Annotated in this window: 13 protein-coding genes; 8 read left to right on the top strand and 5 right to left on the bottom strand. The window is 53.9% G+C overall.

All coding sequences use genetic code 11. The features are described 5' to 3' along the window. Positions 1 to 330: 330 nt before the first annotated feature. Complete coding sequence (locus SH527x_RS16490) at positions 331 to 1,050, top strand: helix-turn-helix transcriptional regulator (RefSeq protein ID WP_437191777.1); 720 nt, start codon at positions 331 to 333, stop codon at positions 1,048 to 1,050. A 125-nt stretch (positions 1,051 to 1,175) separates the two neighbouring features. Here the strand turns inward: SH527x_RS16490 and dxs are convergent, their stop codons facing one another. The 4 genes from dxs to SH527x_RS16470 form a co-directional block, all read right to left on the bottom strand. Next, on the bottom strand, positions 1,176 to 3,080 hold the full coding sequence (dxs, locus tag SH527x_RS16485; protein ID WP_437191776.1) for a 1-deoxy-D-xylulose-5-phosphate synthase: 1,905 nt from the start codon (positions 3,078 to 3,080) through the stop codon (positions 1,176 to 1,178). After that, the gene (locus SH527x_RS16480) at positions 3,081 to 3,974 is read right to left on the bottom strand and encodes a polyprenyl synthetase family protein (protein WP_437191775.1); all 894 of its coding nucleotides are present in this window, start codon (positions 3,972 to 3,974) and stop codon (positions 3,081 to 3,083) included. It abuts the gene before it with no gap. 195 nt (positions 3,975 to 4,169) lie between these two features. After that, complete coding sequence (locus SH527x_RS16475) at positions 4,170 to 5,348, bottom strand: hypothetical protein (RefSeq protein ID WP_437191774.1); 1,179 nt, start codon at positions 5,346 to 5,348, stop codon at positions 4,170 to 4,172. Between the two features lie 99 nt (positions 5,349 to 5,447). Then, positions 5,448 to 6,512 carry a DUF1559 family PulG-like putative transporter gene (locus SH527x_RS16470; protein WP_437191773.1) on the bottom strand — a complete coding sequence of 355 codons (1,065 nt, stop codon included), beginning with the start codon at positions 6,510 to 6,512 and terminating at the stop codon, positions 5,448 to 5,450. A gap of 481 nt (positions 6,513 to 6,993) precedes the next feature. Here SH527x_RS16470 and SH527x_RS16465 point away from each other — a divergent pair, with 481 nt between their 5' ends. From SH527x_RS16465 to SH527x_RS16440, 6 genes are all read left to right on the top strand, one after another. Next, entirely contained in the window at positions 6,994 to 8,082 is a 1,089-nt protein-coding gene (locus tag SH527x_RS16465) for a ZIP family metal transporter (protein WP_437191772.1), read from the top strand. A 106-nt stretch (positions 8,083 to 8,188) separates the two neighbouring features. Beyond that, positions 8,189 to 9,613, top strand: coding sequence for a metal ABC transporter permease (locus SH527x_RS16460; RefSeq protein WP_437191771.1), 1,425 nt, complete (start codon positions 8,189 to 8,191; stop codon positions 9,611 to 9,613). An 88-nt stretch (positions 9,614 to 9,701) separates the two neighbouring features. Further along, positions 9,702 to 10,445 carry a phosphoribosyltransferase family protein gene (locus SH527x_RS16455; RefSeq protein ID WP_437191770.1) on the top strand — a complete coding sequence of 248 codons (744 nt, stop codon included), beginning with the start codon at positions 9,702 to 9,704 and terminating at the stop codon, positions 10,443 to 10,445. Positions 10,446 to 10,558: 113 nt separating this feature from the next. Then, positions 10,559 to 11,554, top strand: a complete 996-nt coding sequence (gene hemC, locus SH527x_RS16450; protein WP_437191769.1) for a hydroxymethylbilane synthase — start codon at positions 10,559 to 10,561, stop codon at positions 11,552 to 11,554. A gap of 343 nt (positions 11,555 to 11,897) precedes the next feature. Continuing rightward, entirely contained in the window at positions 11,898 to 12,275 is a 378-nt protein-coding gene (locus tag SH527x_RS16445; RefSeq protein ID WP_437191768.1) for a response regulator, read from the top strand. A gap of 140 nt (positions 12,276 to 12,415) precedes the next feature. After that, complete coding sequence (locus tag SH527x_RS16440; protein ID WP_437191767.1) at positions 12,416 to 13,063, top strand: FHA domain-containing protein; 648 nt, start codon at positions 12,416 to 12,418, stop codon at positions 13,061 to 13,063. A gap of 135 nt (positions 13,064 to 13,198) precedes the next feature. Here SH527x_RS16440 and SH527x_RS16435 read toward each other — a convergent pair whose 3' ends face one another. Further along, a complete protein-coding gene (locus tag SH527x_RS16435; protein ID WP_437191766.1) occupies positions 13,199 to 14,560 on the bottom strand; it encodes an outer membrane protein assembly factor BamB family protein in 1,362 nt (453 codons plus the stop codon). Positions 14,561 to 15,372: 812 nt separating this feature from the next. On the opposite strand from SH527x_RS16435, the gene SH527x_RS16430 reads away from it, so the two are divergent. After that, positions 15,373 to 16,143, top strand: coding sequence for a hypothetical protein (locus tag SH527x_RS16430; RefSeq protein WP_437191765.1), 771 nt, complete (start codon positions 15,373 to 15,375; stop codon positions 16,141 to 16,143). Positions 16,144 to 16,317: the final 174 nt, after the last annotated feature.

Here is a 16,317-nt window from a genome sequence, read left to right as displayed (position 1 = left end):
GATTTTTGAAAACTTCACAGATTCCTGCGGCCGGATTTGGCTGACTCGCGGTTAGACGTATTAAACAGAAATGGGCTTCGATGCGGGCAATCGGAATTTCGCCGTGAGCATCCGAGGAGATTTCCCCCATGACTGGCCGAACAGAACCATTTCCAGTCAGGGAAATTGCTCTCGCGAGGCGGAATTGCTGTCGTATTCTTGAAGTTACATCAGTGCAGATCGTTTGAGTTCAGGCCCGTCGTTTTGCTCCCTCCGTTACTTAATACTGATTCAGTCGAAATCCTGTCTTTCGGGCCTCATTCCGAAGAGGGACTACTCATCTCACGTCCGATGCTTCTGGCGGTCATCTCCGGGTCATGGCTGCTCACGTCACCACGCGAGTATCCACAACTGGAACTGAAAAACTCAGGGAACGAGCAGCCGGACCTGCGATTGCATCCCGGTGATCTCATCCTGATCGGAACTCCCGCTCAACAGCGATTCCATGCAGAGTCCGATACGAATACACAAGCTCCACCAAAGGCCCTGTGCATTCAATACGTCACTGGAGACAACTCAACTCTCTCTGAAAATGGACTGCCTCAACTCCTTCATCTGCGTGCTGCGTTCTCTCCTGCAGGATCTGATACCTCGCCAGAGAACCTGCTGAAATTCGTCTCACAGTTGCTGGTTTCGGTCTTGCTCTCAACCACATCAACAGGGGGTTCCAGCAATCGAGCCCCTGGCATTGACCCTGAAGTTGCTGCGGCAATCACAGCAATGGAGAATTCGCCCGCTGCAGCTTGGACGGTACAGCGGCTGGCACTGGAAGCAGGAATTTCTCGGTCGGCACTGGCTCAGAAATTCAAAGACCAGACCGGCCAGACGCCCAACGATTATCTGCTCAATATCCGGATGAGACTCGCGGAAGAGCTGATGCGGGAACACCGCCAGCACCTGAAAGAGATCGCCCGACGAACGGGGTATCAATCCGTCTCAGCCTTCAGCACCGCGTTCAAACGCTGGTCCGGTGCATCCCCAAGCGCCCACCGCAAACGACCACTTTCGTAGGCCGTCCTCTTCAAGCCTTCGCTCTCTATCTCTTCGATAACGAAAACAGCCGCGTTCCCCAGTGAGAAACGCGGCTGCAATTTGGTCATACCTGGAAGCAGTCTCTTCGCCTGCCTCGACACTGGCTATTCAGAGACCAGTGCTTTCTTCTGCGCGAGCTTATGTGCCGCGGCCATCAGCCCGGCAACATCGAGCCCCAGTTCACTGAGTTGCTCATGGCGTTCACCGTGATCGATGTAACGGTCAGGAATTCCGAGACGGCGAATCGCCTGCGTTGGCAACCCGGCATCGTTTGCAGCTTCGAGCACTGCACTTCCGAACCCGCCGTTCAATGTGCTCTCTTCAACCGTGATCACGAAACCAGATTCAATCGCTTTGAAGAGGACTTCGGTATCAAGCGGACGCAGGAAGCGAGCGTTAATAACTCCGATGTCCAGCCCATCTTTGGCAAGACGCTCTGCTGCGGCGACACACGTTGAGAAACTCGTGCCGAACGCAATGAATGTCCCGTCTTCACCCCAGCGAAGGACTTCGAACTTGCCAAGTTCAACAGGAGCAACTGTTCGAGCGATCGTTTCCGCGTTGGTCTTCGGATAGCGGATCGACGTTGGACCTTCGTACTTCAATGCGAAATCCAACATCGGCTTCACGTCGGCTTCGTCCCCCGGCGCCATGACGACGATGTTCGGGAAGACCCGCATATAGGTGTTATCGTAGGCACCGTGATGCGTTGGTCCGTCCGCTCCGACCAGTCCGGCACGATCCAGACAGAACGTCACAGGCAAGTTTTGTAACGCCACTTCCTGGAAGATATGGTCGAAGCTGCGCTGCAGGAAGGTGCTATAGATGTCAACGATTGGACGCATTCCAACCTTGGCCATCCCTCCAGCAAACGCCACTGCATGGGCTTCACAGATCCCGGTATCGAAGAAGCGATCCGGGAAATCATCGCGAATCTTGCCGAGATTGTTTCCTTCACACATGGCCGCTGTCAGCACGCACACCCGTGGATCGTTGCGCATGGCCTCATGAATGGCATCGCTGACGACATTGGTGTACGCCGGTGCTGACGCCTTCTTGACGAAGACCACTTCCCCGTCATCTGATGTGCGGCAGAATGGCGATGGAGTGTGAAACTTGACCGGGTTCTCTCGGGCAGGTGCGAATCCATGCCCTTTCTCGGTGAAGACATGCAGCAGGACTGGCCCACGCACTTCTTTCACCATCTCCAGAGTCTTGCGTAACCCGAGCAGGTCGTGGCCATCGACAGGGCCGATATAGCGGAACCCAAGTTCTTCAAAGAGAACGCCGCCATGAAGAAAGTTCTTCACCGCATCCTTGAAATGACCGATCGCTTCAGCAGCCGATCCGCCAACAAGTGGAACCTTGTTCAACAGCCAGGAGACGTCTCGTTTCAAGCCGTTATAAAACGGAGCAACCCGGGCTTTATCCAGATACGTTGCCATCCCGCCGACACGTGGGCAAATTCCCATCTTGTTGTCGTTGAGAATGACCAGCATGTCTTTCTTGAGACCTGCGGCATTGTTGAATGCTTCGAAGACGACGCCGCTGGGGAGCGCCCCATCGCCGATGACGGCCACAGATTTCCGGTTCTCTTCCGGACGCAGCAAATCGTCTCCGGCCTTCAGCCCGAGCGATGTGGAAACACTTGAACCGGCATGGCCTGTCATGAACAGGTCATAAGGGCTTTCTTCCGGATTCGGATAGCCCATCAATCCTCCTTTGCGGCGGATTGAGTTGAACTCCGGGAAACGACCGGTGATGAGTTTGTGAGGGTAAATCTGGTGACCTGTATCCCAGATCAATCGATCCTGAGAGAAGTCAAAAACCAGATGCAACGCCAGGCAGAGTTCGACGACGCCCAAATTGCTCGCAAAGTGCGCAGGACGATCCGAAACAACTTCGCAGAGCGCTTCCCGAATTTCGGTCGACAGCTGCAGCAATTGTTCGTTGGAAAGACTTCTCAGCTCACGGGGAGATCCGATTAGCGGAAGTAACTGGTAATCCATTTAATGATCCCGTTCGATGAGATATCGAGCCAGCGCCGTCAATGGGCCGCATTTCACCCCTAATGGAGCGACTGCTTCACAGGCCTGATCAATCAATTCCTTTGCACGTCGGCGACTTTCTTCGACACCGAGCAGCGAAGGATAGGTTTGTTTCCCGAGGGTGGCATCCTTTTGGACACCTTTCCCCATTTTCTCCTGTTGTCCGAGAACATCCAAGAGATCATCCGCAATTTGGAACGCTAATCCAATGGACTCACCGTAAATGGTGAGGCTGCGCAAAATCTGCGGGCTGGCCCCACCAATTCTCGCTCCAAGACGCAACGACGCAGACAGTAATGCCCCCGTTTTGCGTCGATGGATGGCTTCCAGTTGTTCGATTGTAATCGAGGGCAGGCTTTCCGATTCGAGATCGGCCTGTTGTCCCCCCACCATTCCGCAGACACCCGCCGCCTGTGCGAGTTCCAGAACGCAATCGCCAATGATTTCGACGGGACGAACGCCGCGAGCAAGGACCGCAAACGCTTCTGTCAGTAATCCATCGCCAGCAAGAATGGCGGTCGCTTCATCGAATTGCTTGTGATTTGTTGGCCGCCCCCGACGAAGATCGTCGTCGTCCATGGCAGGCAAATCATCGTGTATCAATGAATAGCAATGCACCATTTCGAGTGCAGAGGCCGCTGGCAGCGCGGCATCAATGTTTCCCCCAACCGCTTCGCAGGCCATCAGGACCAGACAGGGGCGAACCCGTTTTCCCGGCGCAAGCAAACTGTAGCGCATCGATTCTGCCAACCGATCTGGACAGTCAGCAGGAAAACGCGTGTCCGCATCCAGCTGTTGTTCGATCCGCTGACGGAGAGCAGAGAGATAGTTCGGAAGGTCCACTTCGCAAAGCATGTCGATGCCACATCATCGGTTGGGGAAAGTCTTTCCACATTGGAACGTGCCAGACGGCATGTCGTCAATGATTCCCCTGGGATTGACAAACTTTAACGCAAGTTCTGACAACCGAGATCCCCCAGAACGGCCACTTGCCTCAATTTCCAGTATTTTCACTGGAAGAACACAGGGCAGCGACAGAGGACCGAATCGTTACTCTAGTTTCAAAACCAGATCGAATTTCCCGTCGTTCCCAGCCTCTCGAACGTCACGAATATCCGACCCTGCTGCCTGATACTTCGCCGGAATCAACTTGAAATCCGCCGGATGCAACGGTTCGAGCCAAATGCGGGCTTTTCCTAACGGCGATCCAGGTTGCCCCAGATATGTCATCCGGAAGGTTCCGGAGTCATCAGTTACCCCAACTGAATCCGTCAAGCGAATCGGCAAATCCTTAACACTTTTCGCTTCCGTTGCATTCAGTGGCGTCAGATGGACAGTCACCCCTCCCATCGGCTTTCCGTTCACCTGCACCTGCCCCTGAATTTGAGCAAGACGCGGCATCGGAATCCCTGGCGCCAGATAACGACTGGCGACGAAGTAAGCGATCACCGCCAGAACGGGGATCAACGCGATGAACGGAGACTTCTTGACGAGTTGCTTCCGGAGAGCCACCCAGTCGATCTTGACTCGTTCTTTGACAGGCGGGAGCGTGGCAGTGGTCGTGACACTCGCCCCCACGTCATCATCCGGTTCAGATGCAGCAGCAGCCTTCTTCGGCGCATTTCCATAATATCGACGGCCTAACGCATCAACGGCCGGCTTATCGTCAGCAACAAGTGGCTTCTTCGCCAATCCTGCCGTCTTCTTGGCGTTCGGATCGCTGTCGTCCAGAAGGAACTCGGCGGCGTCAAAGGATTCTTCGTCCGCCTCCTCAAGCGTCTCATCCGGTTCCGCATCAGCAGCGGCGGGTGGTGCAGACGGAGGAACTTCTGGCGAAGCAGCAACCGGTGCGGGTGCCGGTGCCGATTTTGGTAGTGGCGGTGGCGATGCAGATGGCGGCGCTGCAGGAGCAGCAGGAAGTTTGACAGACGACGGCTGCTTCGGTTTCGCTGGTGGAGTCGTCTCAGGCAATTTCGGGCTGGAGACCGGTTCTAGAGACGTGCCAGATGGAGCTTCTGACTTCCCCTGCAGAGCTGTCCCGCTTTCTTGCGTGACATTGTCTTGCCCCTGCTGCTCCATGAGTTCAGCGTATTCACTTTCACTCAGAGTCGACTGTGCCGGCACGTCGAATTTCGTGCGGCACTTCGGGCAACGACCTCGGGTCCCTGCGAGGGAATCCCGAATCTTCATTGCCGCCCCGCACTCTTCACAGCAATAGCGAATGGACATGCGTCAGTTCTTTCGACTCGTCTTAACTCTTGTCGCAACAATTGTCGCAGTGAAACCAGACCAGGCAATCCAAACAGTTAATTCCGGCTTGGACGCCGATCAAAACAGATTATTGACAGGAGACCCTTGCGCGATATTTCCGAGGTTATTCCAGGTCCGCAGATCAATCCCCAGATTGATAAACCGGACACTTCCATCACCACAGACAATATTGAATCCGAGCGGATGCTCGCTGCCGGCTTCGTCAAAATGCCGACCGTATTTTGGTCCCGGTGGCTGCGGTGCCAGCCGCGTTGAAAACATTGTCGCCGGGCCGCCAAACGCCCAGCCATCACTGCTGCGGCGCTGATTGGGTGTCGAAGCGTTCGCAGGAGGGACTGCTGAAACCGCTGCTGCATTGCTGAAGACACGCCGTTCTGAAACCAGAATCGTCGTCGACGTTCCATCTGTCATTGCAGACATGCCGACCGCTGTGTTGACACCGAATACTCCCGCGTGATGAGCAGCCTGCGAGAACGGAGATCCTGTCCCGTTCGCCAATGCCGTTGCTTCGAGTTGAGCCGTATTCAGCCAGTACGTCTGCCGTGCTGCTTCATCGTCGTCTTTGAAGGTGACTCCAGAACCACTGCAGCCAGCGTAGTCATTTCCGCCGCTCTGCCAGGAAGGATCGACCCGTTCTGTTACGGAATAGCTCCCGCCTGCCCCCATCGAACTTCGTCGAGAAGGACAGTAGAACTTCGGAATATCTATCTGAGCAGGACCAGATCCATCGCCATTGGTCCGGACGTTCTTCGACAGTTGCCAGTTCTGGTAGATAGCCTCTTCGCCCAGCATTGGCAAAACGGAAACGATCCAACTGGCCCCTGATGGAGGACGAACCGATTTTTCACCCGGCCCGAGCTTTGCTTCCTGAGCATCCAGATACCGACCAATCGGGTCGAGCTTCTGCAGATTGGAAACCTGACCGACCGGGAAGACCTTGTGTGTGTCGTGATAACGGTTTAACGCCATCCCCATTTGTCGCAGCCGATCGGTACACTGGTTCCGTCGGGCAGATTCACGTGCGTTCTGAATCGCAGGAATGGCAACTGCGGTCAAAATACAGGCGACTGCAACCACAACGAGCAGCTCATTGAGCATAAATGCACGATATCGCCGCATCATTCTGTCAGTTCCCGGGAGGTTGCTTGAATTCAAGTCCGGAATTCGCCTGACCATCAGAATGGTAGACGGACGACGGAGGAATATGTGATCAGTAGACAGACAGGAATTTTCGTTCGCGAATGGAATCGGAAATCTGGATGCATCTTGGCCCGGAACCGCCGCCAGTGTCAAGTTTGACGCAGATCCCTGCAATCTCCAGACTTGAGAGAAGTCGCCAGCAAGAAGGATTCCTTCAAAATCACTGCATTTTCAACATTTGTCTTGATGCAGATTTCTTCGAATTGCAATTCAATGACAGTTACAAGACTTTTGCCAAAACATTGATTATTGTATTTGGCTTCGCTGACGACTTCTGCTTTGGCATTTTGCCCGGCAAGGAATGTTCTCGATCAGCGAATTGTCAGCGAGCAAATTCCGCTGTCGCAGGACTCTTCCTGAGAACATTAATTCGTCCGCCGAAATTGCCTGTTTGCGAACCACCATGAGTTCCACTTATTTTGTTCTGGCTGTTTACTGCATTTTGATTGTTGCGGCCTCGCTGCTGGGAGGCAGTCTCCCCAGATTCGTACGCCTGACACACAAACGGATGCAGCTGCTCATTAGTTTTGTGGGAGGGCTGATGCTGGGCATCGCCGTCTTCCATATGCTGCCTCATGCGATTGCCGTCCTCGGGGTAAATGAAATCAATCGCGTCAGCGCATTCGTCATGCTGGGGCTGCTGGTGATGTTCTTTCTACTGAGAGCATTTCACTTCCATCACCACGATCCTCATCACGCCCAACACGCCGGCCCGGACGAAACGCCTCACAGCCATGATCATGATCACGGCCACAGTCATGACCACAATCATGACCACGACTCGCATCATGGTCACTCACACGATCACGATGGTGGAGCGTTGGCGTCACAGAAACAAGCACCACAGAAACAGGCGTCACCCCAACAGAAAACCTGTCAGCATGGAGGCGCTCATACCGTCCCGGGGACAGGCGGGCTCGACTGGACTGGTGTCTTTCTGGGACTGTCAGTGCATACACTGATCGATGGTCTGGCCTTGGGGGCCAGCCTGCAAGGGGATGCCATTCATCAGCACAGTTCATGGTATCTCGGTCTCGGAACCTTTCTCGCCATTCTGCTGCACAAGCCACTCGACGCCCTGTCGATCACCGCGTTGATGCAGGCATCACACTGGCCAGCACGCTGGCAGTTTATTGTGAACGCCGGCTTCGCGATGATGTGTCCACTGGGAGCAATCCTGTTTCTGGTGACATCAAACTGGCTGCTGGAACAACAACCACTGCTCATCGGAGGAATGCTCGCATTCTCGGCAGGTGTGTTCCTCTGTATTTCCCTGAGCGATCTGCTGCCGGAAATGGAATTCCATTCCCATCACCGCATTCCGCTGAGCATTGCGTTGCTGCTGGGAATCGCTCTGGCGTGGGGAATCCATTTTCTGGAGCCCACCTCGGTGCATCAGCCTGCAGATCAGAGAGCAAAAGCGAACTCCATTCAGGCAGAACCAGATTGGGGAATAAGTCGACAGAATCCGCAGCCTGCAATTTCGAACTGACGCTGGAAGATTACCGGCTCAGTCTCCATGATGGGATGAGGATGTCCCTGAGCGCGAAGCAAGCACTCAGGCCTGAATAATTGATCCATTGGGTCAGCACGCCATCATGACGGCACTCATCACATCTTCGATTCCTGGACTCACTCTTCCGTTACTGGGAGTCTGGGAATGGGAACTGCTTGACACATGGATTGTGATTCTCGGGGCAGTTGCGGCGATGTCGTGTACTCTCCCCGGGATCTGGCTCGTCCTTCGTCAGCAGAGCATGATGGGAGACGCTCTTAGCCATACCGCACTACCGGGCGTCGTCATTGCATTCCTGACCGCCAACTGGGCCGTCTCGATGGGCTGGATGTCCCCAGAGACAATGCTGGGATTCGAACCCGTTCTGCTGGCGGTCGGTGCTGTTGTCATTGGTGTCCTCACAGCTTTACTGACGGAAAGCATTCAACGCATGGGGAGAGTGGAAGCGAGCGCCGCACTGGGCGTTGTCTTCACCACATTCTTCGCACTCGGGCTGCTGCTGTTACGTTTGAAAGCAGACTCCGTTCATATCGACCCGGAATGCGTGCTGTTCGGTCAACTGGTGATGGCGGTCTGGGACACCGTTCTGATTGGCGGCGTCGAAATTCCAAGAGCTGTTCTGACCAATCTGAGCCTGCTGTTCATCAATGGCCTGCTGATGGCTCTCTTCCGCAAGGAACTGACACTGGCCGCCTTTGACCCGGAACTGGCGACCTCGCTTGGAATCAACGCGCGACTCGTGAATTACTGCCTGATGGCCGTCACCGCAACAACGATGGTCATGGCATTTACTTCTGTCGGAAGCATTCTGGTTGTCGCCATTCTGATTGTTCCCGCTGCATGCGGCCTGCTTGCCGCTGACCGCCTTCCAGCAATGGTCGCCATCAGCCTGATCGTTGCTGCAGCGAGCGCCATACTTGGACACATCCTCGCCAAGACGGTCCCTGCGATCATCGCTGGACCCCTTGGCCTGACACAGGTTCAGGACGCCAGCACACCGGGCATGATTGCCGTCGCGTGCGGGGGCTTCTTCCTGATGTTTTACCTGTTCTCCCCTCGTCACAGCCCGATTGTGCGGTATCTCGGGAATCTGGCGATGGCCTGTCGGATGGCGGAAGATGACGTCCTCGGAACCCTTTACCGCCTGGAAGAAAATGACGCAGAGAAGACGATCACCGTGACCGAAGTCCGCCATGCAACCGCGTGGATTGGCTCGATCATCTGGAAGGTCGCACTGTGGAGAATGCGTCGACGGGCATGGATCGTCACCGCCGGAGAAACCATGCAGCTGACGCCAGCAGGCAAATCTCGTGCTGCCGAAGTGGTTCGTGGTCATCGGTTATGGGAATCGTACCTTTTCAAGAACTTCAATGTCGCCGATACACAACTGCACGAGTCAGCAGATCGAGTGGAACATTATCTGAATCAGGACCTGCGCACGCAGCTTGAAGCCGAACTGGATTCTCCCAGTGTCGACCCACACGGCAAAGCAATTCCGCCTCAATAAATGCCTCTGTCTGATGGCCAAATCAGCGAGACGAATCAGTCGGTAATACTCAAGCAGAAGCAGTTCAGGGGAAAGCGACGCCGGTACAATGCGACAGAGATGGGCCTTCTCGCTGGTTCAGGATGCACTCGATTTCGTCTATCCGCCGCATTGTCAGTGGTGTGGAAGCAGAAGCCCTCGCTGTCGCATCAAAGTCATCTGTGACACCTGCGAACAGACGATTGCTCCAGTCGTCAAGCATCGATGCGAGTGCTGCTCTGCTCCGGTCGGCCCTTACCTGCAAACACAGAGCGGCTGTCCTCACTGCAATTCAGGAAAACGCCTTTATCAGCAGGCGGTCAGTCTGGGAGCATACGACGGCCCCCTGAAACAAGTTTGCATTCAGAGCAAACTGCCGGGGCAACGTCCGCTCGCCCGAACCCTGGCGATCTGGTTATGCGAACGCAGTGGTCAGCAAATGCAGGACTGGGGATGCGACCTGATTGTGTCGATCCCTCACTTCTGGATGAACCGCATCCGTCACTCGGACCATAATGCGGATGCCATCACAGAGACGCTGGGGAAACATTTGAAGCTCCCGGTTCACAGGCACGTTGTCAGCAAGCGGAGATGGACTCCAAGGCAACACACGCTGACTGCTTCAATGAGACGAAAAAATCTCCGAGACGCGTTTCAGATCACACGATTTGCGAAAATCGCTGGCAAACGCATTCTCATCGCCGATGACGTGCTCACGACAGGAACAACGGTCAATCGCCTGTCCGAGGTTTTGCTGAATGCAGGAGCCGCATCGGTGCATGTCGCGGTCCTCGCACGGACTCTCAACTCATAGGCGGGTTCAAGTGGGGCCTCGCCGTCACATGGCGTTGCAGAAGACGAGGTTTCACGAATCGAGAGCACTGAATCTCGCGTCATTGTGGCTAGTGGACCGTATTTTGATTTATCATGGCTGAGTGCGAGCGAGAACAACGCGCGTATTTCATCCTGAGAACGACACCGGTGAGCCTGGCTGTGGATCGAACACTTCGAATTGCGACTCGAGAGAGTCAGTTGGCACTCTGGCAGGCAAATTACGTTGCCGACGAAATTCGTCGCGTTGCTCCAGGGTGTATCGTTGAACTGGTCCCCATGACAACGGTCGGGGACCGGGATCTGAAGTCTTCACTCCCCTCCATGGGGGGACAGGGAGTCTTCACGAAAGAAGTGCAACGAGCCGTTCTCGACGGACATGCCGATATTGCTGTTCACTCGCTTAAGGATCTCCCTACCGAGTTCACTGAAGGACTCGCCCTCGCGGGAATTCCTGTGCGTGCTCCCCGATTGGATGCACTGGTTCTTCCCAATGGGCAACAGGGAACACTCGATGATCTTCCTCAGGGAGCAAAGATCGGCACCAGCAGTCCGCGACGCCGGTCGCAACTTCTCCGCGCACGCCCTGACCTGCAACTCTTTGAAATTCGCGGAAACGTCGAAACACGCCTTTCCAAAGTCGATCGGGGAGAATTTGACGCAACGATTCTGGCCGAAGCAGGATTGCGTCGCATCAATCTGGCCCATCGCATTTCGAGCCTGCTCGCTCCGCCACTCATGTTTCCAGCAGTCGGACAGGCTGCACTGGGAATCGAATGTCGCATCGATGACGATGTCTGCCGCGAGATCCTGGAACGCTTTACAGATGCGGTGACCAAGGCTGAAGCGCTGGCCGAACGCGCCTGCCTGCGAACACTCCGAGCCGGATGTCATGCGCCAGTCGGGACCTTCTCAACGGTGACAGGCGAAAGCATCACCCTGGAAGCCGTCGTTCTTGACCAACTCGGAACCCAATACTTTTCAGCGACCGCCAGTGGAACGCTTATCGATGCAGAAGACATCGGAAGTCGCGTCGCTCAGGAATTGATCGCACAGGGCGCAAGTTCCGTCTTATCATCTTCACCGAGCTGAAATTTCGGTCTTTCAGTTCAAATTTCGGAATCTGTCATTCCACAGAACGAAAAGTGCTTTCATGATTCCGGAAGACGATTCACGAAGTCATTGAAGCAGACAGCTTTGCCGACAATCTTCAAAAAAGTGCCATTTTCGCATCAATGGCTCCGAGTATAAAATAGGGTCGCATTTTCCATGTCATGGAGAAGGATGCGGCTTTCGATCGAGATCAGGTGCGATGTCGACTGGAAGCAACAAAGTAAGCAGGTTGTGTCTCATTTCACCCCAATCATCAGGCAGAATGACACAACGTTGGGAATGAGTCTGGAGAAATCGCTCAAGGAAGAGACAGGGGTTGATTGTGGTCGCATCCAATTCGATTGAGAGATGCCTGTTGATTGCAGACGACAATGCAGCGTATCGAGACGCCATTGTCGAAATCCTCGAACCTTATTTCCACACGATTGCCGTTCCCTCTGGGGAAGACGCAATTGAGATCGTGGCAACAGTCTCTGTCCATCTCGCTCTGTTCGACTTGAACATGAATCTCCTTTCCGGTCTGGATGCAATCCGCTGGTTGCGGGACCACCACTTAGAACTTCCTTGCATTCTGATGAGTGCCGACGTCACCGATCAGATCGAAAATGAGGCTTCAGCACTGGAAACATTCCGTGTATTAAGAAAGCCTGTAGGCCGGAGCGAACTCCTGGATACAATCCATTGTGCATTAGAGCTATAGTCACCTTTGCTAGCAGAACTCCTGCTCAAACCAGTTGACTGAGTTCTAGAGTTTCGGGCTCCACAAATTACAACGCAAAAGTGCCCACAAGCTCCCGGTGACACGGGAGGAGTGACCACTCAATCAGATTCCAGTAACAAATGGCCCAACTCACATTTCAGGTTGTCGAAGGTATCGAAGCTGGACGCACATTTCACGACGTGTCCACGCCGCTAACTGTTGGGCGCGAAGAGGACAATGATATTCAGCTGAACGACGAACGTGTCAGCCGATTCCATATCAAGGTTCAAGAGGATTCCGGGCGTCTGATTCTGACCGACCTCGACAGCACAAATGGAACCAGAGTCAATGGACATCCGGTCCGCCTGCGCGTTCTGCAATTAGGCGACCTCATCATGGTCGGGCGCAGTGTGCTTCTGGTTGGCGGACCTGCAGAGCTCAAGAAGCTGACAAAACGCCTGCAAGATGCAGCCAACTCGCAACGTGGCACCGATGGTGGATCATCTGGCGAAAAGTTCTCGCCTCCAATTGATGCAAGCGAATTCCACGATGCATTTCCGAATGGCCGCCCTCCAGTTCCATCTCAATTGAGCGCACCACAAACGGCAGAACTGGTCGGCATACTGGACTTCATCCGCACTGAAATTCTGGAATCGCTCAGTGTTCCAACTGAAGAAATCCGCAACAACGAAGGCGACTTCATTCGGGTGGAACGCTCTGCCTGGCTGAAATTCGAGTCTCTTGCGCCAGAGATTTCACGAATGATCAACGAACTGACGAACTCATAGCCCGCTCGATCTGCGCAACGGCACTCATTGAAACAAAGAACGCGATGGCCTCTTTCGAGCGACCATCGCGTTTTGCTTTTCAGAACCAGAGCGACCAGACATGTGCTCTGATGGAATTCCAGTGACGGGCTTCAGCTATTTGGCCGCAACTGTTCCCTCAGACGCCTTCGGGACAGCAGCAACAGGCGTCTGTGACTTCAGACACGCAAGACGGTTGAAGCCTTTCAAATACAGTCGTCCATTGGCAACTGCCGGAGTGGAATAAGATGAGTCCGGAATCGAACCACCGGGATATGCTTTGAAGGTCGGGCTCGCATCGAGCACGCGAACCTTACCTTCTTCAGAGAGACAGTAAATCTTTCCGTCAATCATGATTGGCGAACCGCTGAAGTTCCCACCGATTCGTTCTCTCCATACGGTATCGGTCAGGTCCCCGAGCATATCGACACAACAGACCGTGCCGTCATCATTCCAAAGATACAGGTATTGATCTTTGATCAACGGAGTCGGCACGTACGGCAACAGCTTCGTTCGCTCGGTATGTACCAATGGACGATTCTGAGCCGGCGCTGAAGGATCAACGACGACCATGAATTTTCCACGTCCGCCTGATCCACAGGTGGCAATCAAAAAGTTGTTTCCATAGACAGGAGACGCGACGGTTCGTTGTGGCAACTTTCCTGAAAACCAGAGTTCTTTTCCATTCTGAGGATCGAGTCCAGCCAATCCAGTGGCACCGTTCAACACAACCAACTGATCCTTCCCGTTCAGGGTGATGATCATTGGTGTCGAGTAAGAGGCCACATCCGATTCACGATCCGATGTCCAACGTGTCTCGCCGGTCGCTGCATCCATCGCCAGTATGTGACTTGGACCATCCTGATTGTTCGCAACAATCAGGAGTCCGTTGTAGAGCACAGGCGACGGACCGAAACCATGCTGGCTGAGATACGGACCAAGATCCCGTGACCAGACTTTCTTGCCGTCATGCGTATAGGCGTTGACAAGAAAATGCTCTGTGTCGGCTTCCGTAATATAGACTCGTTCTGAATCGACAACCGGAGATGAAGAGCAGTAAGAATTCTTCTTGTGAAGATGATTCTTGCCGAGCTTGATCTTTTCGATCCAGCGTTTTTCTCCGGTGATCGAATCGAGACAGATCAAATTTCGGGTGCCATCTTCTTCACCACTGGTCAGAAACAACAACGGACCAATAATGACGGGCGATGAATGGCCAGTCCCTTCAATCGTGACGACCCAATCGTAGTCTTTTTCACTCCACTCGACCGGAAATCCTTTTTCATTGCTGACACCGGTTCCATTTGGTCCGCGAAAGCGAGTCCAGTCTTCGGCATTGGCCTGAACTGTCGTCAATGCCATCGGCGTCAGTACCGCAGGCGCGACCATCGCTGACGCCCAGGCGAGTGAGCAGCAGGACCACAACATGGTCCGTGTACGTCCCGTCTTGCGAGCAATACGATCAGAATGAATATCCACTTCGACAGCCCTCTTGTCTCGGTTCATCATAATCACGAAAAGTCTGATTGCAGAGTGACGTACTTCCACAGCAGTATGCCGTTTCGTTCTGTGAAGACAGAACACAATATTGCGTCGCACTGGCCCGAGTTGAATTCTCGCGACGGTCTTTACAACACGACCATACACCACGACATCGACTGTCGAACTCAGTTCATGGAATTGAGTTCACTTCAACATCGTCGCAAATTCTGCCTGAATCGCAAACGAAATTCCCAATTGCATCCGAATCCCCGCAGACTGCTTGATCGACACAGGCAATCCAGCACCAACCGGGCTTCGCCTCTCCGATTTCCCCCTAACTCCTGTTGCCGTCGATCCCCAATATCTTTCTTAAGCTGAGACGAACTTCAGAATCACCTCTCGACAGGTGAACAATCTCCTGCATGATGAAACGATTATCCGGGTGAGAAAGACCTGTAACAGGGATTCCCCCTGCGCAGAGATCACGGTCCCCGGTCATTGATCCGGCAGATTGCCCGCTCATTCCATCGTTGTGTTTATCATGGGCACTGTTCGCCTTCATTTCGATGTTTTCCAGCCAGCGATCTCTGTACTGGACACCGCTTGTCAGAACTTTTTCGACAACCTTGTCCAGATTTCAGAGTTTTTCGAAACCTTGATCAGTGAACGGTGTTGTAAAGATGTCGCGCGACGCCTTTTCTGTACGCGCATCAACCCCATGAGAAACAACATTTCACATGGGAATCAACTTCAGGAGCGGTCGCTCCCGGAATTGCTCACTTCGTCTTAGTTTAAAGAAGGCACACAGTATGATTCGGCATACTAAATGGTTGGCTGTCGTTGCGATGTTACTGGTTGTTTCTCCAGCATTCGCTCAGCCAGAAGGTGGACGCGGCGGACAAGGACGTGGTCAGCAAGGTCAAGGTGGACGCTTTGGTGGTGGGTTTGGCGGCGGCCAGACAAAATACAACCTGCTGGGGAACTCTGCTGTTCAGGAAGAGCTTGCCATTACTCCAGAGCAAAAAGAGAAAGCACAAAAACTGCTGAGCGATTTCCGTGAAGCCCTTCGCGGTAGCGGCGGCCAGGAAGATTTCGCTGCACTCCGCGACCTGCCAGCGGAAGAACGACGGGAAAAGATGGCTGAATTCGCGAAGAAACGCGAAGAAACAACTTCAAAAGCCATCGCTGAGTTCAAGCCAAAGTTTGCCGAAGTTCTGGACGAAGTTCAACTGCAACGTCTTCAGCAGATCTACTGGCAGTCACAGGGAGCCAATGCTCTCCGCGATGCCGAACTCGCTGAAACGCTGAAGCTGTCAGCTGAACAAAAGGAAAAAATCGCCACTGCTTCTCGTGGAGCAGGATTTGGACGTAATCGCCAGGAAGGTGGCCCAAGCCCAGCTGAAGCCGCTGCAAAGCGAAACGAAGAAATCCTCAGCGTCCTGACAGCTGAGCAGAAGGCTGAATTCGAGAAACTCAAAGGCGCTGCCTTCGACGTCTCGAAATTGCGAACCGGTGGTCCAGGCGGACCAGGTGGTCGCCGTGAAGGTGGCGATCGCGGTCCTCGCGCTCAGCAGAACTAAGCTGGTGCATCTGTCCCATGGTCACGAACGTGGCAAGGACATCGCATCTTTGTCAAAAGACTCTCGCTGTGTTTGACGTGTCCTGAACCGATTCGGACACACCAGAACAAAAAACGCTGCCGGAAACAATTGTTCTCGGCAGCGTTTACTTTTTAACACATCTTCCGTGACCAG

The sequence above is a fragment of the Planctomicrobium limosum genome (assembly GCF_051465645.1).
In the GTDB taxonomy this organism is placed as follows: domain Bacteria; phylum Planctomycetota; class Planctomycetia; order Planctomycetales; family Planctomycetaceae; genus Planctomicrobium.
The sequence above is the reverse complement of the archived record's forward strand: the minus strand, read 5'-3'. Positions and strand labels throughout refer to the sequence as shown.

Bases quoted from the DNA above. Each gene is read 5' to 3' on its own strand.
- SH527x_RS16465 (WP_437191772.1), top strand. From the start codon at position 6,994: ATGAGTTCCACTTATTTTGTTCTGGCTGTTTACTGCATTTTGATTGTT.
- SH527x_RS16430 (WP_437191765.1), top strand. From the start codon at position 15,373: ATGATTCGGCATACTAAATGGTTGGCTGTCGTTGCGATGTTACTGGTT.
- SH527x_RS16455 (WP_437191770.1), top strand. From the start codon at position 9,702: ATGCGACAGAGATGGGCCTTCTCGCTGGTTCAGGATGCACTCGATTTC.
- SH527x_RS16480 (WP_437191775.1), bottom strand. From the start codon at position 3,974: ATGCTTTGCGAAGTGGACCTTCCGAACTATCTCTCTGCTCTCCGTCAG.
- SH527x_RS16490 (WP_437191777.1), top strand. From the start codon at position 331: ATGCTTCTGGCGGTCATCTCCGGGTCATGGCTGCTCACGTCACCACGC.
- SH527x_RS16475 (WP_437191774.1), bottom strand. From the start codon at position 5,348: ATGTCCATTCGCTATTGCTGTGAAGAGTGCGGGGCGGCAATGAAGATT.
- SH527x_RS16470 (WP_437191773.1), bottom strand. From the start codon at position 6,512: ATGATGCGGCGATATCGTGCATTTATGCTCAATGAGCTGCTCGTTGTG.
- hemC (WP_437191769.1), top strand. From the start codon at position 10,559: ATGGCTGAGTGCGAGCGAGAACAACGCGCGTATTTCATCCTGAGAACG.
- SH527x_RS16460 (WP_437191771.1), top strand. From the start codon at position 8,189: ATGACGGCACTCATCACATCTTCGATTCCTGGACTCACTCTTCCGTTA.
- SH527x_RS16440 (WP_437191767.1), top strand. From the start codon at position 12,416: ATGGCCCAACTCACATTTCAGGTTGTCGAAGGTATCGAAGCTGGACGC.
- dxs (WP_437191776.1), bottom strand. From the start codon at position 3,080: ATGGATTACCAGTTACTTCCGCTAATCGGATCTCCCCGTGAGCTGAGA.